A 24,164-nucleotide genomic window follows, 5' to 3' on the forward strand; every position below is an offset into this window, starting at 1 on the left:
GTTAAAAAAAAGCAAATACATTGGAAACTGTTTTGGTATTCAAAGTTTCCATTATACATTTGCACAAAATTTTAACATTTAAAATTCTGATATTTCTTAACATTTAAAAAATTTAATTTTATGTACAATATACTCTCCCGATTATGATAACTAAATGGAAAATTGATTCCAGCCAAAGTGATGTGCTTATTAAAACGAAACATTCGATTATTGCTTACATAGCAGGCAACATCAATAAGTTCGATGGTCATATAGACATTGAAGACAATCAGATCGAAGATGCTTCAATTGAATTTTCGCTTGACGTAAACAGTAAAGATGCAAAATTGAAGCAAGTGAGTACTCACTTTAAAATGAATAGTTTATTTGACGTCAATCAATATCCTACCATACAATTTAAGTCTACGTCATTTGAAAAAATAAATAAGAATATCAATTTTTTAAAAGGCAATTTAACGATCAAGAATGTGACTAAAGTTGTAGAGCTTGACGCAGAATTTATTGGTATAAACGAATATAATGGAAATAAGAAAGCCGCATTTGAGATAACTGGTAAAATCAACAGAAAAGATTTTGGTCTAAACTACAACACCTTTCGTCAAACAGGTGGATATGCGCTAGGTAAAGATATTAGACTAATTGCTAATTTGGAATTTGTAGTGTAATGTTGCTATTGTCTAAATGTTAAATAAAGCAAAAATAAATGGAAACTATTTTAGTTTCTAAAGTTTCCGTTATACATTTGCACCATAATTTTATAACTGTTTTTAACTAATTTAAAAGATACTGAATTTATTCAGGTTACTAAATGAAAGAAAAAATCATATCTAAAGCAAGTGAGATGTTTTTAAAACTAGGTTTTAAGAGCGTAACCATGGATGATATTGCAGGTGAAATGTGCATTTCTAAAAAAACGATTTATAAGTATTTTTGTAACAAAGAACTTCTTATTGAAGAAAGCACCGCAACAGTACATAAGGAAATACATGAAATCATTGACACCATAATATCAAAAGAATACAACGCCATTGAAGAAAATTTTGAAATCAGGAAAATGTTCAAAGAGATGTTTAAAGCCATAGACAACTCTCCTATTTTTCAATTAAAAAAACATTACCCGGAAATATATGAAACTGTTATGGCACGTGAAATTAACGAGTGCAACACCACATTTGAAAGAAATATTAAAAAGGGAATTCAACAAGGTTTGTACCGAGAAAAAATAAATGTGAAAAACTACGTTCAGTTTTATTACCATCTCGTTTTTACCATCAAAGAAAATATAAGTTCTGAAAAAGAAGGCCAACAAATTGAACTTGAAGTATTAGAATACCACACCAGAGCGATGGCTACTCCAGCAGGAATTACTGAATTAGAAAATCAATTACTAAACTACACTATATAATGAAGAGAATAATTTTACTAACAATTATGACTTTTGGGCTTGTAGCCAATGCGCAAGAAGTAAAATCGCTCACACTTAAAGAAGCGATTAATTACGCTTTAGAGAATAAAGCCGATGCTAAAAAAGCAAAACTACAAGTAGAGAATAGCGAATATCAAATTCAAGAAGTGCGTTCCAGAGCATTACCACAAATTACGGCAAATGGTAATTTGACCTACAATCCTGTAATCCAAACAACAGTAATTGATGGAGCAGGTTTTGGACAACCAGGAACCATAATTCAAGCAGCTTTTGGACAACCATGGATTTCAACAGCAGGAGTTTCACTAACTCAGGCCCTCTTTGATCAATCTGTTTTTACAGGTTTGAAAGCGGCTAAATCAACAAGAGAGTTTTATCAAATAAATGAGCAATTGACCGAGGAGCAAGTTATTGAGCGTGTTGCTAATAATTATTATCAGGTTTTCGTACAACGTCAAAAACTAACTGTTATTGATAGCACTTATAAAAATACTACTAAAGTAAAAGACATTATAAAAGGTCAGTTTGACAATGGTTTGGCTAAAAAAATTGATCTAGATCGCATATTAGTTAAGCTTTCTAACATCAACACAATGCGTCAGCAAGTGCTGAATGCTGTTCAAATTCAGGAAAATGCGTTGAAATTTTATATGGGAATGCCTATCGAGACGCAAATTGAGATTCCTCAAAAAGAATTTGAAGTCAGTTTACAATCATTGACAGAAGTACCAAACACGGCTAGCAGAACTGAATTTTTATTGTTGAAAAAACAAGAAGAACTTTTAATATTCCAAAAAAAATCAATTGAAGCTGGCTATTATCCCACGCTGTCTTTAACAGCAGGATACAATTATATAGGACAAGGTCCAAAAATGCCAATCGGCGCCAAGCCCATAGATGGCGTATACTGGTCTGACTTCTCTGCTATAGGATTAAATTTGAGAGTTCCCATTTTTACAGGTTTTAGTACTCGATCTAAAGTGCGCCAAGCAGATGTAAATTTGAGAACTATCAAGGCAAATCTTGATGATACTAAGTTATCACTTGACTTGGCTTTTGCCAATGCTAAAACGCAAATCGATAATAGTTTGATTACTATTCAAAGTCAAAAAGAAAACGCGCAACTTGCTAAAGAAGTTTTAGATAATACTCGAAATAATTATGTACAAGGATTAGCACCTTTGACTGATTTATTAGATGCTGAAAACTCATTGACTGAGGCGCAAAATAATTATACCACCGCATTATTAGATTATAAACTAGCAGAAATTCAATTAATCAAATCCAAAGGAGAATTAAAATCATTACTAAATAATTAAGAACATGAAGAAAATTATCATAACCACTATAATCATTTTAGTTTCATTAGGAGCTATAGCATTTGTTTTAACGAATAACAAAAAAGAAAATGAAGCTAAAATAGCAGTTGTAGCAGAGAAAAACGCAACCGTTTCTGTTAGAATTGACACAGTTAAAACTCAAGAAATTACTTTAGATTTTGTTTCCAACGGAAATTTTGAACCGGTACAAGAATTGAAATTTTCTGCTGAAAAGTCTGGTAAAATTACAAATATTCTTGTAAAAGAAGGAGACTACGTATCTGTTGGTCAAACGGTAGCCGTTGTGCGAAGTGATGTAATTAATGTTAATGCTCAAAATGCAAATGCGGTTTATCAAAACGCTGTAAATGACCACAGCCGCTTTGAAAATGCGTTTAAAACTGGCGGTGTTACTAAACAACAATTAGATCAAGCTAAACTAGCTATGGTAAATGCTAAATCACAATTGACTCAAGCTAACATCAACGTGGGCGACACTAGAATAAAAGCGCCAATAAGTGGTTATATTAATGCTAAGTACATAGAAATAGGTTCAATAATTTCAGCTACACCAGCAACACAATTATTTGATATTGTCAATGTTTCTAAATTAAAATTAAAGGTCAACGTTACTGAAAGCCAAGTTGCAAGTTTAAAAGTGGGAAGTAAAATAAATGTAACAGCAAGTGTTTATCCTGATGAAAAATTTTCGGGTAAAATTACATTTATTGCTGCTAAAGCTGATGAGCGTTTAAATTTCCCTGTAGAAATTGAAATTTCAAATAATGCTGCTGCTGCTTTAAAAGCAGGAATGTATGGTACTGCAGAATTTGCATCAAATCAACAAAAACGATCTCTTAAAATTGTTCCTAGAAATGCATTTGTAGGAAGTGTAAGTAGCAATCAAGTTTTTGTAATTGAAAACGGAACAGCAAAACTTAAAAATGTAACTGCTGGTAGAGTTATAGGTGATAAAGTAGAAATTCTTGATGGGTTAAATGATGGCGAAAACGTAATCGTTACCGGACAAATCAACCTGCAAGACGGTACTAAAGTGGAAATTATAAAATAAAGTACTTAGTGACTATCGAGTCGTTTTTTAGCCAAAAACTTTTTACTACTTGCTATTCACTGATCACTAATCACTCTTTTAAATTAAAAATATGAAATTAGCAGAAATATCCATAAAACGTCCGTCGTTAATTATTGTATTATTTACAATATTAACACTTGGTGGACTGTTCAGTTACAGTAATTTGGGTTACGAATTGATTCCAAAATTTGAGACAAACGTAATTACAGTTGCCACAATTTATCCTGGAGCATCGCCAAGTGAAGTTGAAAATACGGTTACTAAAAAAATTGAAGATGCAATCGCTTCCTTAGAAAATATTAAAAAAATAGATTCAAAATCGTATGAAAGTTTATCTACGGTTTCAATCACATTGACATCAACCGCTGATGTAAATATTTCTATGAATGATGCACAGCGCAAAATAAACGCTATCATAAATGATTTGCCAGATGATGCCGATACTCCTTCATTGACTAAATTCTCTTTGAGCGATTTACCAATTATGACTCTTGGTGCCAATGGAAATATGGATGAAATTGCTTTCTACGATTTAGTAGATAAAAAGTTAACACCAGTTCTTTCTAGGGTTCAGGGTGTTGCGCAAATCAATATCATTGGAGGGCAAGAAAGAGAAATCCAGGTAAATCTTGATGCCGCTAAAATGCAAGCTTACGGACTTTCTATTCCACAAGTGCAGCAAAATATTTTATCCTCTAACTTGGATTTTCCAACAGGAAATATTCAAACACGAGAACAAAAGATTTTAATACGATTAGCTGGAAAATATAAAAGCGTTGATGAATTAAGAAACCTAATTGTATCTTCAAAAAACGGAATACAAGTGCGTCTTGATGATATTGCAGACGTTCAGGATACGCAAAAAATTACTGAAAAAGTAGCTCGTATCAACCAGAAAAGTGCCATTATTTTACAAATCATTAAACAATCTGATGCTAATGCCGTTGCTGTAAGTGAGGAAGTAATTAAAACAATTAGCAAATTAGAGGCAGATTATAAAACCGATGGTTTAAAACTAGAAGTGGCAAAGGACAGCACTGTTTTTACTTTAATGGCAGCTGACGCCGTTGTACATGATTTACTTATTGCAGTGCTTTTAGTGGCACTAGTAATGTTGTTTTTCTTGCATAGTATAAGAAACTCATTGATTGTAATGGTTACGATTCCAGCTTCATTAATCGCAACTTTCATAGGGATCTACTTAATGGGCTATACCTTGAATTTAATGAGTTTATTAGGTTTATCTCTTGTTGTAGGTATACTAGTGGATGATGCTATTGTGGTATTAGAAAATATATATAGGCACATGGAAATGGGTAAAAACCGAGTTCGTGCTGCTTATGACGGAACAGCCGAAATTGGAGGAACAGTAGTTTCTATTACTTTAGTTATCGTGGTAGTGTTTTTACCAATAGCTTTGAGTACTGGTTTAGTTTCAAACATTATTACTCAATTTTGTGTTACAGTAATCATTTCTACATTGTTATCATTACTAGCTTCGTTTACTATTATTCCGTGGTTATCGTCTAGATATGGAAAATTAGAGCACATAGAAGGTAAAAATCTTTTTGGAAGAATTATTCTTGGATTCGAAAGTTACCTAACTCGTTTTACTAATTGGATATCTAATTTATTGAACTGGTGTTTAGATCATTATATCAAAACTATTTTAGTGGTTTTAGTATTATTTTTTAGTTCAACAATCGGATTGTTAGGCGGAGGTTTTATTGGAGGAGAATTCTTTGCTGCATCAGATAGTGGTGAGTTCTTAGTTCAAATTGAAATGCCAAAAGACGCTTCATTGGAACAAACCAATTTTATGACTCAAAAAGCTGAGGCATTTTTAGGAAAGGAAGAGTATGTTTTTAGTCAAATTACAACTGTAGGACAATCAAGTGGTGGTCTAGGTGCATCACAAGCTACTGCTTACAAAGCAGAAATCAACGTGAAAATGGTTGGATTAGACAAGCGTAGTGAACCTGCAAATGTATATGCCGCAAAAACGAAACGTAAGCTTGAAAAACTATTAGTAGGTGCTAAAGTTAAAACAGTTCCTGTTGGTATTTTAGGTACTGCTGAGGATGCAACATTAAATTTAATTGTTACAGGTCCAGATGTGGAAAGTGCAATGAGTTTCGCAAAAGCAGCTGAAAAAGAACTTCGCACGATTGCTGGAGCAACTGAAATAGAATTATCAGTTGAAGATGGAAATCCAGAAGTAAACGTAAGAGTTGACAGGGATAAAATGGCAGCACTTGGCTTGAGTTTACAAACTGTGGGTATGACTATGCAAACAGCGTTTAGCGGAAACACTGATGGACGTTATAGAGCTGGAGAATATGAATATGACATTAATATAAAATACAACGCATTCGATAGGAAAAGCATTACTGACGTTAGTAATTTAATTTTTATAAACGATGTAGGCCAACAAATAAAACTAAATCAATTTGCTACTGTTACAGAAGGTTCAGGACCAAGTAATTTAGAGCGAAGAGACAAATCAGCATCGGTGACGGTAAAAGGTCAAAATGTAGGTGTTGCTTCGGGAACGATTGTTGGAATCTGGCAAGAAAAGCTTGATAAATTGAATAAACCAACTGGTGTAAATTACATTTATGGTGGTGATCAAGAAAATCAATCCGAAGGTTTTGGAACACTGGGAGTTGCTTTATTAGCTGCTATTATCTTGGTGTATTTAGTAATGGTTTCGTTATATGACAGCTTTGTGCATCCATTTGTGGTATTATTTGCGATTCCGCTTTCGTTCATTGGAGCGATGTTAGCTTTGGCTTTGACCAATAATACATTGAATATTTTTACTATTCTTGGAATCATCATGCTGATAGGTCTGGTATGTAAAAACGCAATTATGCTTGTAGATTATACGAATCAACGACGTAAAGCTGGTGAAACAATTAGAACAGCATTGATCCAAGCGAATCACGCAAGGTTACGTCCTATTTTGATGACTACAATTGCAATGGTTTTTGGAATGGTACCTATTGCATTAGCATCAGGAGCTGGAGCGGAATGGAAAAACGGATTAGCTTGGGTAATTATTGGTGGATTGATCTCCTCATTATTCCTAACGCTTATCATTGTTCCTGTGATATATGAAATCATGGAAAAAATTATTGCCAAATTCTCTAAAGGTGAAAAAACAGATTATGAATCAGAAATGATTGCTGATTATGAGCACCGAGAACTAAGCGAAGATGGTTTTACACCAAAACATTAATTCCTTTTTACAAATAAAAAGCGACCTGTTCATTGCTGTGAGCAGGTCGTTTTTTTTATGCTTGTAAAATTGAGTTTGATGAAATACCACTAAGTTGTTGCAAAATATCAGAAGAATTCCTCGCTAATACATCTCTTCGTAGACTTAGCTGGAAAATGCGATTTTTATTCAAATTGTAAATGTGATGCAATTTATTTTTAACAAAGAATCCTGTTATTTAGTATAACTAGCTTGAATTATGGGGTGTTGATTAAAGAAAAGTGAATCATGTGTCAAAATCGATATTTAACGGCGCAAAGTAGATATCGTGGAACAAGTTCAACAGTTGATTGATAGAAGGTAAAATTGTTTAAAGTTATTAAAGTGAATTTATTTTCGTTTAAAATATTGTTAAAAACAAGACGGTAAGAAAACTTACTTTCTACTGGATTGTAATTGATAATGATGTTGTTGAACGAATAATTTTGCTGATTTATAAAATAGATTGCACTGTTGCATTCAGCTAAAATTGTTTTTGAAATAGTATAATTTACATCTAAAAAAATATCTTTGGTAACGTTAGTCGTTTTAATATTTTCAAATACTGACTGGGTGTAGTTATACGAAAAACCACTATCAAAATTTATTGCTTTTTTAAAATAAGAGGTTACTGAATATTTTATTTTATTGGAGTAATTTTCTGAATTTGTAAATTCAGTTGCATTGACGTTAACGGGGCTTGAATTCCAGTTTTGGATATTTTCAATTTTAGAAGCTAATTTAAGTTTGCGCACATAGTTTACAAAACTAAAACTGAAATTATAATTATCCCCGCCAAGTGTTTGCCTCAAATTACTAAAATTAAAATCATTTGTAATTATACTCTCGGTATTAAGGATCGATTTAGACTTGATGTAAGACAGAGCCGAGTTGACTGAAAACCTTTTTTCGTCCAGATAAATGGAATAATTTAAAGTGGCAACTGTATTTTTAAGTGGATTTTCATATCGTGTACCTTTAGCAAAACTACGATAATCGATAAGCTGAAAATTAGTAGTGAGTTGATTTATTTCGGGCAAAGTGTTATTTTCTGAGTACGATAATTTAAAATTACCAAAACCAGTTTTTTTAATATTTAATGATAGTGTTGGGTTTACAAGAAAGATACTACTTGTTACATTATTACTCTCAAAGTTTATATATTGTAGACTTACAAGTGCTGTAAAATCTATTTTTTTAGAAAAGTTATAACGTATGGCGTTATCAAAAAGAAATTTGAGTTGTTTTAAATTAGAAAAATTTTCATAATTGGGAAAACTATGGGTGTTGACCACAAAACTATTATTAAATTCCTCTTTTGAAAATTCAAATTGAACACTATTTGTAACATCAATATTTGAAAATTTTGTTAGAAGTTTCGTTTTATCACCAATGTAAAATAAGTTGTTATGCGCTCTTTGCCTTATAACATCCCTGGCGCTTACATTAAGAAAATCATTGAGCAAAGGCGACAGAACGTTTACATTTTCTCTAATTTCATCATTACCAAAATAGACATAGCTATTCAAAATTTTATTTTCTGATAGTTGTAGCGTGTGATTAAAATGATTATAAAAAGTATAATTCTTATTTTTTAACAACTGATTTATTTCATCCAAATTGAAGAATAAATCGCTATTTGTAACATTTGGATTAATTTTATAAATAAATAAATTAGTAACGTAATTTTTATCGTTTGGATAGTATTTGAGTTCTATTTCAGTTGAAGCAACAGTTTTACGATTGTTGTAAAAATTGTTTACGGTAAATGATATTGGATTATCTTCTAAATTGTACCTTGTTTCTGAAAATGAGTTTTGATTTTGTCTGTCCTGCGCAAGGTAAACAACTCCCCGCAAGGATAAATTATCTTTTCTTTTTGTTGCAAAACTTAAAGTGTTTAGAAATGCATTATTGAAAACACTTTGAGTTTTACTAAAAAGTGCCACTTCATTATTATTAATTTGAAATAATGATTTGGCTTTGAATTCCAAACGATCTTCACTGAAGATATTGCTTTCATGTATATCTGTGGCTACAATATCGGTTGCCTTTTCTCCAAGATTGTTATAATCCGCTAGATAAAAGAGTTTGATTTTTTTTCTTATCAATCCTAAGTTTAGACTTTCTTTCCACCGATTTTCAGATACTACACCGCTTCCCAAGGTAACATTACCAAACCATATATTTTTCTTTCCTTTGACTAGTTTTAGGTTTAAAGCAACTTTCTCAGACTTATTCAGTTTTTTTAATATTGGATTATCCTCAAAATTATCAATGATTTGAATGGACTCTAAAACTTTAGCATCTAAATTTTTTGATAAAAGTTTATAATTTTTATCAAACATATCCTCACCTTCTACGAGTAATTTATCAATTGATACGCCATGTGCCTTTATTGTACCATCCTTTAAAACCACGATTCCCGGAATTTTTTTTAAGACATCCTCAATAGTTTGCTCTGTTTTATTTCCAAAGCTTGCTACTTTTATTGTAGTGGTGTCTTGCTCAACTCTAACTTTTTTGCTGCTTTCAATAATCACTTCTTGTAAAATCTGCGCTTTTTTTTCCAAAATGAAATTTTCACTTTGGCTTGAGTTACTAACTATTTTAGATATTTTACCATAGCCTAAACAAGAGATCTCAATGGTAATGGTCAAACTTTTAGGGTTTTGAAATGCTATCGAATAGTTACCGTTTTCATCTGTGAAATCATATTCAAGGTAATCACCATTTTCATTAATTAAAGAAACAGAGGCATTTTGAATACCTCTGTTTTCAAGATCTATAATTTTCCCTTTGATGATGAATTCCTGAGCCTGAGTAGATAACGAAAAGAACAATAAAAAAAATACAATTAATTTTTGCATCTACTATTATTCAAAAGATTCAAGATAGTAAGACGACATTGGTGCTTTATCAGGCGTCATTCCAGGATAATCTTTAGCAATTAAGATCATTCTTTCATACCCACTTTCAATTGTGTTTTTACAATATAGTTTAAATTCATCGATGGTCAAAAATTTCACATTTTTGTCTTTTTTGCCTTGTCGAATGGTATAATTTTGCTTCACATTTATGGGATATTGATATTTTTTAAAATTCCAACTCACATATTTTTCTTCGTCATAGGCTTCAAGAATCATTCCTGGCAAACCATTTAATTTCCAAGGTCCCGAAAAAACTGCGATTTCAGGCGTGTACCAAGCATAATATTTCCTCCCTCTAAAGGTTGTCGTTGCCAAAACACAATTGAAAGAAGCAATTTTTTTCTTTTGATTCGTAATTTGCCAGTTAAATTTGGGCAAAACTTCCTTTACATACACTTGCTTCCCATCTTGCAAATTGAAATAAAGCGTTTTAGTTGCATAATTACATACCACTTGGTTCCCTTGTGGAGAGAGTATCAACCCATTAGAAATTTTATTGTAGCTGCCGTTGCTATTTTGATAATGAGCCTTTGATTTAGATAAGCTAGCGGCGGTTTCCAGAGAATCTTTAGCCACTACATAATAAGACTTGTCTTTACTAAACATAGTGTAGGCATTATACACTTCACCATTTGCGCCGCCCACACCAAAAGCATCAGTAAATTCATAATAAACAATACCATCTTGCGCAAAAAGTAAATTAAAATAGGTGAGCAATACGATTGTACTAATTTTTTTCATGGAGACTTTTTTATTTTGTTTAATAAATATAGAGGTAATAAAATTACTACCTCTATATGTTTTCAAAGCATTAGATTATTTTTAATCTCTGTTATCACACCATGCTGCTCCCATAGCACCCGTTTGCCTTGCAGTTGTGTCATCTGATGTTGTAAAATAAACCCTACCGCCGCCTGCGCAATTGTGTACCCATCTTTTAGCATAAGTTGATAATGGTGACAATGACATTAATGCTACTGCTACAATTAAAAAAGATTTTTTCATGTTGTCAATTATTAGTTGCCCCATTTAGGACTTGAGCGGTTAGGTTAGTCATGAAAGCTATTTTATCGTGTTGCCTATTGCACTATTTCATTTTTTTTCTTTGGGAAAAATAAACAAATCCCGCAATTCGTAGCTACTGAATATTTCATGCTTAGCTGTTAAATTTAATTTGTCTAAATGACAACAAATTAAAACGAAAAACTAAATCATATTGTAAATTTACACTGTGTTTTAATAACTTAGAGGTATTTTTACTACCTTTTTTGTTAAATTTTTTAGTTAAATCGCAATATTTATAATGAAATGTATCGAAGTCCCTTTTTCAAATGCTAAATAAGTCCCATTTTACGAGCCTCTCTTACAATATCTTCATCATTCCCTTTCGGAATATTCAATAATTCTTTTATTGTAGATTTTCTTTTATGAACTGCGCTCAGTGACAAATCAATATAATTAGGAATGTTTTTTGTAGTAATGCCCTTGTCAATTAAAACAATAATTTCTCTGTTCAAACCATCAAAAATGCTAGAACTAAGCTTAATTTCATTTATAGTACCATTTATTTTTTCGCTTCTATAAACCTGCCCTGCTAAAACCTTTTTAAAGATCAAGCGAATGGAATCGTACGTAAGATCTGATTTTTCTATCAGTCCTGCTGGATTCACAGTATTAATAATATTCTGTAATTTTATTTTATTGAAAAAACCAGAAATGAAAATAATTTTACAATTAGGGTATCTTTCCATCAAGAACAATGCTATATCTTGTCCACAGGAAAGCTTTTTTTCTAAAGATTGGGGCATACTAATATCTAAAACTGCTAAATCAATTTTTGAAAACTTTTAAGTTTCTATAAAATTATAAGCTGCCTTTAAAGTATTTACAGCAGTAATGTTGGCATCCATACCAAGGTCACCTATTGCCATTTTATAACAGTCAGTTATCATAACATGGTCATCAACCACTAAAAAATTTAAAGACATACGTTTACAATTAAATTCATTGCTATTGTATTTTTTTAAAAACTCATTTTTTATAATAAAATTTACATGTGGACATTGAAGCAAAAATTATTTTAGCGTGAGAGTTTTTTGACTATCCATTCGATTAAGTCCACTTAACACAATCTATAAATTCCTTTGCTTTTTGAACAAAACGTTACACATCGCTAGGCTTAGTGAAACAATACTAAAACTCAAATATTAAATTTACTACTAGTAAAACCATTAAAAAATTGTGGAATTTAATAGCTTGCACTATCCTTATAAGCGCAAAGCTATCTAAACTTTTAGGTCAAATATATTTCGAATAAATAAATTGTTACTGCACTGAAATAACAACAATTTTCAAATATTAACGAGAGAAATTTGAAAAAAATTGCTTTCAAATTGTAAGAATATATAAAAAATTTAATAAATTATTAACACTTATAATAAGATAATTTCCTGAGTGACAGTTTTTATAAAGATCTCTTTTTTTAAGGAAAAGGAAAGATAAATTACAAAATTTTTAATGAGGTTTTGAGGTTTTTTTAAAAAAACATAAATCCGTTTAATTCCATTTACTTTTTATAGACTTAGAAAGCAAAAATAAGTACAACGTAATGCAATAGCTCCAAATGACAGCTGATTATGAGCACCGAGAACTAAGCGAAGATGGTTTTACACCAAAGCATTAATTCCTTATTCTACAAATAAAAACGACCTGTTCATTAGTTTGAGCAGGTCGTTTTTTTGTGGAAATGCGATTGATAAAACATTTACTTGTCTTTGATCTTATCAATTCCTTTCTTCACAGGAAGACTCTTCGACAGGCTCTGAGTGAAATTGAAACTTTATTTCAATTTGATTGATTCAACAAGAATCTAACAATTATCGGATATTTGCATTTTGCTATATAAAGCTAATCGTAGTTTCAATATATTTTACTTTCAGTTTGTCAAACTGAGCTCGTACGCAAAATCAACCACGCCATAATTAATTTCGAAAACTATAAATTAAACTCCAGATAACACTGTGCTGCAAATGAAAAGTTTAAACCTGTAAATTATAAAATTTTTACAAAAAAAAGGCTGTCTAAAATTTAGACAGCCTTTGCTTGTATAGTAGATATAAATCTATTCCATTGAAATAATTACAAATTCACTTCTTCTATTTGCTTGGTGTTCTTGCTCAGTACATTCAACGCCATCAGCGCATTTGTTTACTAATTGTGTTTCACCGTAACCCTTAGCAGTTAAGCGATCTGCTTTAATTCCTTTAGCGATTAGCCATGCTCTTGTTGCTTTAGCTCTTCTATCAGAAAGTTTCGCATTATAAATATTAGTTTGTCTACTATCCGTATGAGAGCGAATATCAATTTTCATTTTAGGATATTCTTGCATTACAATTAACAATTTCTCTAGTTCAAAAGCAGCATCTTTTCTAATGAATGATTTATCTAAATCAAAGTAAAGAATTGGAATATCAAGTGATTTAGCAAGATCTGAACCTACATCAATTACTTTTTTACGTTTCTCTAGTTGAATAGGTTTCATTGTCTCACCACTTACTGGTACTATAATAACTTTGATTTCTTTAGTTTCGAATTCATCTTTCTCAGCTCTTAAATAGTACGTTTTACTGCAAACTACTTCTAATGTATACTTACCATCTGAACCTGATTTAATTTCTTTAATTAGATTAAATAGCTCATCAAATAGACTTAATTTGGTATTAACTAAGATCAATCCTGTTTCTTGATCAGTTATGATACCTTTTAGCACTTGGCTGCAAATAGTTTTAGTTTCTAAGAATCTATAAATATCATCAGATCCTTTTCCACCCTCTCTATTAGAAGTAAAAAATCCAGATTTACTACTACTGTCAACTAAAAAACCAAAGTCATCATAGGAACTATTCACTGGCGCTCCAACATTTTGAATATCTTTAAAATTATCAGCAGCTGCTACATTGGTAACAAAAATATCTAAACCACCTAATCCAGGATGACCATCACTTGCAAAGTATAATTTGTTGTCAGCAGAAATAAAGGGGAACGTTTCTCTTGACTCTGTATTAATTGGCAATCCTAAATTTAGCGGAGTCCCGTAACTCCCATCTGCATTGATTGATACACTGAATAGATCTGACAGACCTTTTGTTCCTGGCATATCTGATGCGAAATACAGTGTTTTTTCATCAATACTAAGTGTTGGATGTGCTACGCTGTATTCATTACTGTTAAAAGGTAATTCTTGTATGTCTACCCATTTACCATCTTTTTGTGTCGCTTTATATAATTTCAATAGCGTTACTTTATTAGCATCTTTACGTTTTTTGCCATCTAAGTAATTGTTTCTACTAAAATACATTGTAGAACCATCTTTAGTAAAAACAGGTGTTGATTCATGAAATTTACTATTTATAGTAGCGCTAAATCTTCCAGGTGCTCCCATTGATCCATCAGCACTAATTTCAGAAGAGTACAGATTTGTGAAAGATTCATTGTTCCACTTAAATACTTTTTTCGATACTCCACCCGTATCACGTGCAGAAGCAAAAACTAAATTATTATTATACAATGCGCTTCCATAATCAGAGTAAACTGAATTTACACCTGCATCTGAAATCTCGTATCTTCCTGAATTCTCTTTAATGTTTTGCAAATAATCTCTTTGATTTGCAAAAAGTATTGCTCTTTGATCATCAGCAGATTTTGCAATAAACTTTTCAAGAATCATATCAGCTTTCTTGTAATTTTTTACAGCTTTTAAGGTTTGTGAATAACGGTAAAGGTACTCTACTTCTTGATTTGGATTCATGTCAAAAAGCTCCGTGTACCACTTTTCGGCCTTCTCTAAATTAGCAATGAAATAATAGGAATCACCTAATTTTTGAAACATATTTTCGTCTTTATAGCCTTTGTTTGCCACTTTTTCATAAGTCGCAATTGCATCTACATAAGAGTAATCATCGAATTTTTTATCGGCTTTCTTAACACCTTTCTCTTGAGCAAACCCATTTAGGGTAAACATAAAAAGGATAACACCGTAACTGAAATATTTGAAGTTGATTTTCATAATATTAATTTGATTTAGAAGAATCTAGGTGAAGTGATTCTGTTGAATTTACTAAAAAGTTCGAATCTTAAAAATATTTCATGAGATCCTGAATTATAATTTGCTAAGCGAGTCGTTTCTAAGTCATATCCATATCCTATAAACCACGAATCAGTTGCTTGAAATCCTACTAATGCACTTACCGCTGCGCTCCATCTATAGGCCGCACCAACAGTAAATTTTTCATTAAATAAGAAATTTGCACTTAAATCTACTTGAAGCGGCGCTCCCTGAACGACCTTAGTCATGATTGCTGGTTTAAATTTTAAATTGTAATTCAAATCAAAAACGTGTCCCGCAGTGAAATAGTAATTAATTCTTTCTCTAGCAATATAAGAGAACGCGCCTGGACCTGCATATTTGTCAAAATGTTTAGTCTCAATCAAATTGGGAGCTGAAATTCCAATATATGTTTTATCGGAATATAAATATAAACCTGCACCAATATTTGGTGAAAATTTGTTATCGATATTATTTTCAAAACTATAATCGTTAGCATCGTACTGATTCAACTTTCGAAAATCTACATTTAATAAGTTAGCGGATGCTTTTAATCCAAAAGCTAGTTTAAACTTTTCAGAGGTATTAATATTGTATGAGAAATCTACCGCAATATTATTCTCATCAGATGGTCCAATTCTATCATTTATTATTGACAATCCAATTCCAACATTTGTATTATTTATAGGTGTATTAATTGAGGCTGCATTAGTTACTGGCGCTCCATCTAATCCTACCCATTGCGTTCTATGCAATGCAAATATGCTCATCGCCTGACGTGAACCTGCATAAGCAGGATTCACGTTTATCGTATTGTACATATATTGTGTGAACTGGGCGTCTTGTTGTGCTCTTACGCTTACTGACAGCAACAGTAGTATTATTATTAATTTTGTTTTCATATTCTTCTATTTAAAACTTAGGGAATTTGTATTAATTATCTGTTTATATATAAATAACCTGCTTTTTCAAATGATGTAGCAGCACTATCTTTATATCTCAAAATATAATAATAGGTTCCTTCAGGTAATTCATCAGATTGTCTGACTGTTACTCTTCCTTCTGACATACCTCTAAAGGCATTTTCTTGGTTATTATATCCTCTTTTTTCAAATACCAATACTCCCCATCGATTGTATATTTCAACACTATTATCAGGATAACATTCTAAACCTCTGATTCGGAAAATTTTATTATCACCGTTTCCATTTGGAGCAAGAGCATTAAAGATTTCGATAACACAACCTGAAATTCCTAATACTGTGGGGCTATCATCAGTTATAGTATTTCCATCTGATAAATCATTTACAATAATTCCGGATGGGCTTGTTGCTTCAACAATTGCTTGATTTGAAACACTTCCTAAGTTTATGTCTGCTTGAGTCAACACATAGATTCCGCTGTAAGCCGCACTGTTAGTAACTCCAACTCCTAAAGTTGTAATTGGAAGTCCAGTTAAAACTAATCCTGGCAAACCATCTGTTACAGTTACGTTAGTAAGATCGACATTCCCAGTATTTGTGATTGCAAAGTTGTAAGTGATTGTCTCCCCAACTTGCGCAAAACCATCGCCATTTTCGTCATTGAAAACTGCTGTCTTTACGATTGAAATTGCAGGTGACTCAATTAGTGGAATTGTTACAGTTGCTGGTGAAAGATCTACTAAACCTCCATTATCTCTTGCAGTTACCGTAAAGCTTGCAGATGTTCCGCTGAAAGAAACACTTGGTGTAAATCTTAATAAAGCAGATTCAGCTATTGTTAATACCTGATTTAGTACTACTGGTACTCCGTTAAGTGTTAATACTCCCGATAAAACATCTGGTAAAGTTCTAATAATATAAGTAACAACACTTCCATCTACGTCAGCACCTGACAGAGCTGGTAATGCTTGAGCAATTCCACTTTTTCCTAAACCTGGGGTAACTGTAATATCTGCAGTTGTAGGTGGCACATTTGTAACTAGTATACTCACAATTGACGGTGCACTAAGTGCATTATCATTATCAGTTGCTGTGTAAGCAAATGTAACTGTTCCTGTAAATCCTAGCGCAGGTCTAAATTTCAATCCTGCAGCATCTGATGCTGACAATACCGTATTTACATTAACTGGAGTTAGACCATCGTTCAAATACAAGATTCCTTGTACTGGATTTGGCAATGTTGTTACGATGAAACCGTCTGGTTTTATTGTCCCATCAATGTCAATACCTGTTAATGCTAATACTGCTTTTGCAGTTCCATCATTTACTATTGGAGTCGATACAATTAAAGTAGCTATTGGTGGGTCAACGACAGGCGTTACAGTTATTATTACTTCTGCTCCAGTAGAAGTGGTTCCATCTGTAATCTGATAAGGAATTCTAACCTCACCATTGTAGTTAACATTTGGTGTGAAAGTAATAACTCCTGCTGTTGTAACTGTTACTATCCCATTAGGTACTGTAATAGTTTGTGCGGTTCCTGGTGTTAAAGGAATTCCATTAATTGAAACAATCGTTGGAGTTGTTCCGTCTGGATCGTTATCATTTACTAGTGGCGTTAAAACAACCGGCGTATCTTCTGGTACAGTTATTACATCATCAACTGCTACTGGTGCATCATTTACTGGAGTTACCGTTATAACAAGTGTAGCTGTGGCAGTTCCTGTATTTCCATCGCTTACTGTGTAAGTAGCTATTGGAACTGTTCCATTGTAATTTAATGCTGGGACAAAAGTATAACTTCCATCAGCGTTGATTGTTAAATTGCCTTCTACTAAATTAGCTGTTGTTCCTGCTACATAAGTTGTTGCTCCAATTACAAACTGTGTAATTGTAAGTGTATTTCCGTCTACGTCTGTATCGTTTTGCAATAAGTCTTTAGCCGAACCATTTGCAACAGTGATTGTAGTGTCCTCTGGTGTTGAATCAGTTTCACCTATAGCCACTGGTGCATCATTTACTGGAGTTACCGTGATGGCAATTTTTCCTATGTTAGATACTAATCCTGCATTATCAATTACTGTATAGTCGATAGGCGTTGCTGTGCCGTTGTAGTTCGCTACCGGTGTAAAGGTTACTACACCTAAGTTGTTTACCGTGTACGTTCCTTCGCCTGTTACGGTGAATGTCGTTTGGATTCCTGCTGTAGCTGGATCTAAATCTACTGTGGTTGCATTTATTGTTCCATCAACATCAGTGTCATTTGTAGTCACATTTAGAGTAACTGCTGTGTCTTCATTGGTGGTTACTGCGTCATTAACTGCTATTGGTGCATCGTTGACTGCTGTTACGGTGATGGCAATTTTTCCTATATTAGATACTAATCCTGCATTATCATTTACTGTATAGTCGATAGGCGTTGCTGTGCCGTTGTAGTTCGCTACCGGTGTAAATGTTACTACTCCTAGGTTACTTACGCTATACGTTCCTTCGCCTGTTACGGTGAATGTCGTTTGGATTCCTGCTGTAGCTGGATCCAAATCTACTGTGGTTGCATTTATTGTTCCATCAACATCGGTGTCGTTTGTAGTCACATTTAGAGTAACTGCTGTGTCTTCGTTGGTGGTTGCTGCGTCATTAACTGCTACTGGTGCATCATTGACTGCTGTTACGGTGATTACTTGATTGGCAGTGGCAGTTAATGTCCCATCTGTAATGACATAAGGGAAGGTTACTGAACCATTATAATTTAACGCTGGTGTAAATGTAATTACTCCTAAAGCCGTAATATTAACAGTTCCGTTAGTTACAGCAATTGTTTGTACTGTTCCTGGCGTTAACGCTGTTCCATTGATCGATTGGATCGTTGGAGTAGTTCCATCTGGATCACTATCGCCTGTCAATGGTAATAATGTTACAGCTGTGTCTTCGTTCGTAGTATAAGTATCGTTTACCGCTACTGGTGCTTTGTTTGATGATGCCCAACAAAAATTACCTATACTAACCGATGCTGCTCCTGAAAGACTATTAACCTTTCTTTTTAATTCAATTCTATCAACAGCAACCGAAGGATCAACAGTTATCTGTAAGATACCATTCCAATATAAATTATTATTTGATTGCGCATTATTTGATCCAGTTCCATTAAAAACAAAATTTGTTCCTGTAGAGGTAACTGTTGGCGCCGGTGTTGTTCCGTCAGAATTAAAAGGTCGAATAAATGATGATGTCGCACCATTAGAACCAAAAGTTGTGTAAGTATAACTAACTAAATTGCCATTAGAATAAATCAAAATTTGACTTTCATCTTGGTTATTATCTACATCAGATAATTGAAAACTTAATCCTTTTGGTCTGTTTCCAGTTGTAAAATCTAAAACAGTTGTGATGTAAGATCCTACACATGATCCTGTCAAAGGTGGATCAGGTAAACGAGTTATAAATGCTAAAGGACTATTTGCTCCTTGAGGTGAAGGTATAAACTGAGTATTATCATAACCCCATTGCGCACCAATGTTGCTATAAGTACAGCCTGCAATTACGCTTGCAGTTGGAATCATAGTTACATTGTCAGCACTTGTCACAGCGCTAGCGGTGGCAGGCATTGTTGGACTAGATGCACCACTTAATGCCGTTAATTTACCAGTATTAAACGAATTAGCACAAGCTGGCAAAATATTAACTAAAATAGTGGCTGCATTAGAGATAGCACCTGAATTATCCTTTATAGTATAAAATACTTTTGAAGAACCAGTGTATGTAGCATTAGGAACAAAAGATACTGTACCGTCTGAATTAGCGTTATACGTTCCTTCAGTCGGGATTGATATTGATGTACTTCCAGTCGCTGCTGCTACTGCTGTTGTTCCTAATAAAATTGAGGTACTATTTATTGTTCCATTCCCTTCTGGATCTGTATCGGTCGTTACACCCGCTGTGTTTCCTGCAATAACAGGAATAATTACAGTTACATCATTAGGCGTAGTAGTAAAATCATTTGTTGCAATTGGAGCATCATTTACCGCCGTTACGGTTATTACTTGATTGGCAGTGGCTGTTAATGTCCCATCTGTAATGACATAAGGGAATGTTACTGAACCATTAAAATTTAACGCTGGTGTAAATGTAATTACTCCTAAAGCCGTAATATTAGTAGTTCCGTTAGTTACAGCAATTGATTGTGCTGTTCCTGGTGTTAATGCTGTACCATTGATCGATTGGATAGTTGGTGTGGTTCCGTCTGGATCGCTATCACCGGTAAGTGGTAATAATGCTACTGCGGTATCTTCGTTAGTCGTATAATTATCTGTTACTGCTACTGGTGCATCGTTGACTGCCGTTACGGTTATTACTTGATTGGCAGTTGCTGTTAATGTCCCATCTGTAATGACATAAGGGAATGTTACTGAACCATTATAATTTAGCGCTGGTGTAAATGTAATTACTCCTAAAGCCGTGATGTTAACCGTTCCGTTAGTTACAGCAATTGTTTGTGCCGTTCCTGGTGTTAGGACTGTTCCATTGATCGATTGGATCGTTGGTGTTGTTCCGTCAGGATCACTATCTCCTCTCAATGGCAATAGTGCTACTGCTGTATCTTCGTTGGTACTGTAATTATCATTGACTGCAATTGGTGGATTTCTTGGTATTGGAGTTGCTGTAGCACTGTTATTTGATAAATCTGTGTCAGATTCAAAGCCTGTGATTCCAGCAGAATTCACATAATTACCTGTTTCTTTGACAGTTGCGGTAATCGTTAGGACAGTTTGCGCTGCATTACTTAAAGCTCCAATATTCCAGATTCCCGTTGTAGAATCGTAAGTGGTTCCTACAGGTGGTGTTGAAGAAATATAGGTATAACCACTTGGTAGGATATCAGAGACTTTTACAACTGTTGCGTTGCTTGGACCATTATTTTTTGCTGTCAAGTTAAATATAACAGAAGTTCCCACTTCTGGTGATGTTATGTCAACTACTTTGGTAATTTGTAAATCAGTAATCGTAGGGTTAGGATTATTTGTCACAACTGGAGTTGTAAATGGCCCAGGAGCAATTCCTAAACGCATTGAAAATTGTCTATTTCCCTGATTACCAGTTGTTCCCAGGTTTATATCAATAAATGTTCTCGGATTATTGTAAAAAGCAATAAAAGAGGCAGAATTTTCGAATGTAATTCCAGGTAAACTAGTAGCTAAACCTAAAAACTGCGTAAATCCGCCGACATTACTTATCGTAAGTCCTGTAGGATTATTAACTTGATAACTAGCGTATTCCTTTATTTGATAAAATTCACGCTGGTTACTATTAGTCCCATCAATATCTAAACCACTCAAATTAAAATTGTACAAATACACAGGAAAATTTGTGGCAGTATCAAAAAATTCAAATCTATATTTTATTACGCTTGCGATTCCATTAGCAGCGGTACCAGTGATAACTGGCTGAAATGCACCAGCAGTCGATGTATCATCATCAAAATTAGTCAAAGTTGCAGTTGAGCCCGGCAAAATCTCAACTTTCACGTAAACCGTTCGTCCTTCAACCACAACAACATCGTCATAACGATGTACGGATCCCGCTGTTAGGCCGAGAGCAGAACCAGTTACAATTGTCTTATTGGCTGTTAAAAAAGATAAATTTTGTCCTGACAAATCAAAAACAAAGGACTGCGAAAAAACATTTGTGGTAATAAGAAAAATTAGTATCGGCAAAAAATTAAATAATTTCCTGCTTAAACTACATTCTAGATTTAGATGTGTAATTTTAGAATTCATTGGGTTGTTATTAAAAAATTGTTCGGAAAATGAATAAACACATTTATGATGTAGCTATAAATCAATTATAGATAAAATTGAAATAAACTACGAGTATCTTTACAAGTGCTTATTATGTTAAGTAGATTAACTATAATTGAGTTAATCTGAAATTGGAAATAGTTACACTAATTATTAAATAGCTTAGAATTTGTTAATTCATCTGTAATGTGGAGTATTTTTTGACTTCGCATTGAGTGATAATCAATTAACATTACATCAGTCTTATAAGTTGTTTGACCAAAGCAAAAATTTTGATCAAGTAATTCAATTTTTAAACTAAGTTCCTGATGCTGATTTATCTTGTTGAAGTAATCGTTAGAGGCAATATTTTTTGAATGAAAAACATTTGAGTAGCCACAATTAGCAAAAAGCAGAAAAGTAAAATTAATTAAAAAAATAAAAGGAAATTTTAATAATCTTTTAGTAGAGTTGAACATAGGCTGTATTGATAAATTTGGGTTGGGTAAGCTTTATTAATTTTTGGTTTGCGAAATAATTTATTTTCTCAAAAATTAAACAGTACACTATCATAAAATTTGAGTTTAAAAAAATTATTACATAATTTTAAGTTAATTTTTTAAAATTTCGCGCAAAGATATTTAATTTAATAAGCAATTTTTACTAAAAGAGCATTAAAAATAAAAACTATCGACAAAATTCAAGTAATTCCGACAAAAGGCGCTTTTCTAATTTAAAACCCGAGTTTTTTATAAGATTTACTTGATCAAAATTTATCAAATTATATGTAATCAACCATCTATTAGCTATTTCTTAAAACGTATTTCCACTAAACACAATGCTACAATGGCAATAATTAATCTAATTAAATAAGGAATTGGTAAAAAACGAACCTAAAAATTATCACTTTGTAAAACATTAATCTAATGCTTAAAACAATGCTTATCAATAGATGAAAGTAGGAAAAACTTCAGATGGGTGTCAAAATAAAAACTGCTATCCGATTTCTACATAGAGATCAATAAACTCTAAACTAAGATTGAAACTTCAACGAGAATTCAAGGTGATGAGATCTTCCCCAAATTCTTATTTCGCAATAGAATTCTCGTCATTATCGCGATTAGTTTTACGAGGATATTTGCAGTATTACAAATTGGATGTTCGATGGGGAAAGAGACTCATCATAAGAATGCGTACAACATGTCAAACTACATATTAATTTTTTACCGAATCAATATTAGTAAGCTACTTCTTAATTGATATACTGGGTGAGAATAAATAAAGGTAGATAGGCCCCACTCCTTTTGTCACGCTACAAGAACTCAAATAACAACTAACAATCTTCTCAAAATGCCTGCAGCATAACCAATTAAATGTGCATTTTGAAATGGAGCAACATTATTCGGATGCTTACAGCATAAAAAGTAAAATTAAAAGTAGTAGACTCCACTTCGTTTGTCATGCTGCAAACGACTCAATAGTAACGAGAAAATTTAGTAATCCTTAATTACATCCATCAATGCCACAGCTATCACCTAGAGTCGTATTCAAAACTATTGGCTTGGCAACAAAATTACCCTCTTTCCACACTTTTTCTAAAGTATTTATAAAAGTATCCACATGCTGTGCACCAGATACTGCATATTTATTATCAAACACATAAAATGGAACTCCTTGAACACCAATAGATTGTGCCTCTAAAATATCTGAAGCAACGTCTTTTGCATATATATCAGAATTTAACACTTCATCAATGTCTTGACTATTAAGTCCTATTTTAACTCCTAAATCTTTCAGCGTAGCCAAGTCGTTAATATTTAAACCATCAGTCAAGTATGCTTTGAATAACAACTCTTCTAAGTTATTTGCAAGATTAAATTTTTTTGCAAGATGCAACAATCGATGCGCGTTCAATGAATTAGCCATAATTGCTTTTTCAAAATGAAAATCCAATCCTGAATTTTTAGCGTTTTGTGTCATATCATCTAACATTCCCTGCGCCCAAACAGCATCTTTTTGATATTTATTTGCTAAATGTACCACCATATTATCATCAGCAGAGGCTACGAAACCTGCGTCTAATTGAAAACTTTTCCATTCAATCTCAACTGAATTTTTATGTGGAAAATTTTCTAAGGCCACTTCTATTCTTCGTTTGCCAATATAACAAAATGGACACATTATATCAGACCAAATTTGTATTTTCAAGGTATCTTTCATCTCTATTCTATTTAGTAAATTAAATATTTATTTGTATATACAAATGTATGAAAAACCAAATGACATTTGATAAATCTTATGTTTTCATTGGGAATTAAACTTTAAACTTTATGTCT

The 24,164-nt window shown here is 32.9% G+C and carries 13 protein-coding genes; 5 read left to right on the top strand and 8 right to left on the bottom strand.

The genetic code is table 11. The features are described 5' to 3' along the window. Positions 1-143: 143 nt before the first annotated feature. From BUA99_RS03885 to BUA99_RS03905, 5 genes are all read left to right on the top strand, one after another. Positions 144-665 (top strand): YceI family protein, encoded by a 522-nt coding sequence (locus BUA99_RS03885; protein ID WP_072988491.1) that lies wholly within the window; start codon positions 144-146, stop codon positions 663-665. A 143-nt stretch (positions 666-808) separates the two neighbouring features. Then, positions 809-1,405: a TetR/AcrR family transcriptional regulator gene (locus BUA99_RS03890; protein ID WP_072988494.1), complete on the top strand. Its 597-nt coding sequence runs from the start codon at positions 809-811 to the stop codon at positions 1,403-1,405. Beyond that, a complete protein-coding gene (locus BUA99_RS03895; RefSeq protein ID WP_072988496.1) occupies positions 1,405-2,745 on the top strand; it encodes a TolC family protein in 1,341 nt (446 codons plus the stop codon). Before BUA99_RS03890 ends, BUA99_RS03895 begins: the two co-directional genes overlap by 1 nt. A gap of 4 nt (positions 2,746-2,749) precedes the next feature. After that, positions 2,750-3,817, top strand: coding sequence for an efflux RND transporter periplasmic adaptor subunit (locus tag BUA99_RS03900; RefSeq protein WP_072988499.1), 1,068 nt, complete (start codon positions 2,750-2,752; stop codon positions 3,815-3,817). Positions 3,818-3,908: 91 nt separating this feature from the next. After that, complete coding sequence (locus BUA99_RS03905; protein ID WP_072988502.1) at positions 3,909-7,079, top strand: efflux RND transporter permease subunit; 3,171 nt, start codon at positions 3,909-3,911, stop codon at positions 7,077-7,079. A 272-nt stretch (positions 7,080-7,351) separates the two neighbouring features. Here the strand turns inward: BUA99_RS03905 and BUA99_RS03910 are convergent, their stop codons facing one another. The 8 genes from BUA99_RS03910 to BUA99_RS03970 all read right to left on the bottom strand — a co-directional run bounded on the left by BUA99_RS03910 (position 7,352) and on the right by BUA99_RS03970 (position 24,048). Continuing rightward, positions 7,352-9,967 carry a TonB-dependent receptor gene (locus tag BUA99_RS03910; protein WP_072988504.1) on the bottom strand — a complete coding sequence of 872 codons (2,616 nt, stop codon included), beginning with the start codon at positions 9,965-9,967 and terminating at the stop codon, positions 7,352-7,354. Between the two features lie 6 nt (positions 9,968-9,973). Next, the gene (locus tag BUA99_RS03915; protein ID WP_072988506.1) at positions 9,974-10,768 is read right to left on the bottom strand and encodes a GLPGLI family protein; all 795 of its coding nucleotides are present in this window, start codon (positions 10,766-10,768) and stop codon (positions 9,974-9,976) included. Positions 10,769-10,849: 81 nt separating this feature from the next. Then, positions 10,850-11,032: a hypothetical protein gene (locus BUA99_RS03920; protein ID WP_143151708.1), complete on the bottom strand. Its 183-nt coding sequence runs from the start codon at positions 11,030-11,032 to the stop codon at positions 10,850-10,852. Between the two features lie 329 nt (positions 11,033-11,361). Beyond that, the gene (locus BUA99_RS03925; RefSeq protein WP_143151709.1) at positions 11,362-11,778 is read right to left on the bottom strand and encodes a response regulator transcription factor; all 417 of its coding nucleotides are present in this window, start codon (positions 11,776-11,778) and stop codon (positions 11,362-11,364) included. A gap of 1,370 nt (positions 11,779-13,148) precedes the next feature. Continuing rightward, the gene (locus BUA99_RS03930) at positions 13,149-15,092 is read right to left on the bottom strand and encodes an OmpA family protein (RefSeq protein WP_072988512.1); all 1,944 of its coding nucleotides are present in this window, start codon (positions 15,090-15,092) and stop codon (positions 13,149-13,151) included. Between the two features lie 14 nt (positions 15,093-15,106). After that, on the bottom strand, positions 15,107-16,033 hold the full coding sequence (locus tag BUA99_RS03935) for a PorP/SprF family type IX secretion system membrane protein (protein WP_072988514.1): 927 nt from the start codon (positions 16,031-16,033) through the stop codon (positions 15,107-15,109). A gap of 35 nt (positions 16,034-16,068) precedes the next feature. Continuing rightward, on the bottom strand, positions 16,069-21,828 hold the full coding sequence (locus tag BUA99_RS14800) for a tandem-95 repeat protein (protein WP_084673472.1): 5,760 nt from the start codon (positions 21,826-21,828) through the stop codon (positions 16,069-16,071). Between the two features lie 1,503 nt (positions 21,829-23,331). Further along, positions 23,332-24,048 (bottom strand): DsbA family oxidoreductase, encoded by a 717-nt coding sequence (locus BUA99_RS03970; protein WP_072988519.1) that lies wholly within the window; start codon positions 24,046-24,048, stop codon positions 23,332-23,334. Between the last annotated feature and the right edge of the window lie 116 nt (positions 24,049-24,164).

This window comes from Flavobacterium segetis (assembly GCF_900129575.1).
GTDB lineage: Bacteria > Bacteroidota > Bacteroidia > Flavobacteriales > Flavobacteriaceae > Flavobacterium > Flavobacterium segetis.

Bases quoted from the DNA above. Each gene is read 5' to 3' on its own strand.
- BUA99_RS03885 (WP_072988491.1), top strand. From the start codon at position 144: ATGATAACTAAATGGAAAATTGATTCCAGCCAAAGTGATGTGCTTATT.
- BUA99_RS03890 (WP_072988494.1), top strand. From the start codon at position 809: ATGAAAGAAAAAATCATATCTAAAGCAAGTGAGATGTTTTTAAAACTA.
- BUA99_RS03895 (WP_072988496.1), top strand. From the start codon at position 1,405: ATGAAGAGAATAATTTTACTAACAATTATGACTTTTGGGCTTGTAGCC.
- BUA99_RS03900 (WP_072988499.1), top strand. From the start codon at position 2,750: ATGAAGAAAATTATCATAACCACTATAATCATTTTAGTTTCATTAGGA.
- BUA99_RS03905 (WP_072988502.1), top strand. From the start codon at position 3,909: ATGAAATTAGCAGAAATATCCATAAAACGTCCGTCGTTAATTATTGTA.
- BUA99_RS03910 (WP_072988504.1), bottom strand. From the start codon at position 9,967: ATGCAAAAATTAATTGTATTTTTTTTATTGTTCTTTTCGTTATCTACT.
- BUA99_RS03915 (WP_072988506.1), bottom strand. From the start codon at position 10,768: ATGAAAAAAATTAGTACAATCGTATTGCTCACCTATTTTAATTTACTT.
- BUA99_RS03920 (WP_143151708.1), bottom strand. From the start codon at position 11,032: ATGAAAAAATCTTTTTTAATTGTAGCAGTAGCATTAATGTCATTGTCA.
- BUA99_RS03925 (WP_143151709.1), bottom strand. From the start codon at position 11,778: ATGGAAAGATACCCTAATTGTAAAATTATTTTCATTTCTGGTTTTTTC.
- BUA99_RS03930 (WP_072988512.1), bottom strand. From the start codon at position 15,092: ATGAAAATCAACTTCAAATATTTCAGTTACGGTGTTATCCTTTTTATG.
- BUA99_RS03935 (WP_072988514.1), bottom strand. From the start codon at position 16,033: ATGAAAACAAAATTAATAATAATACTACTGTTGCTGTCAGTAAGCGTA.
- BUA99_RS14800 (WP_084673472.1), bottom strand. From the start codon at position 21,828: ATGAATTCTAAAATTACACATCTAAATCTAGAATGTAGTTTAAGCAGG.
- BUA99_RS03970 (WP_072988519.1), bottom strand. From the start codon at position 24,048: ATGAAAGATACCTTGAAAATACAAATTTGGTCTGATATAATGTGTCCA.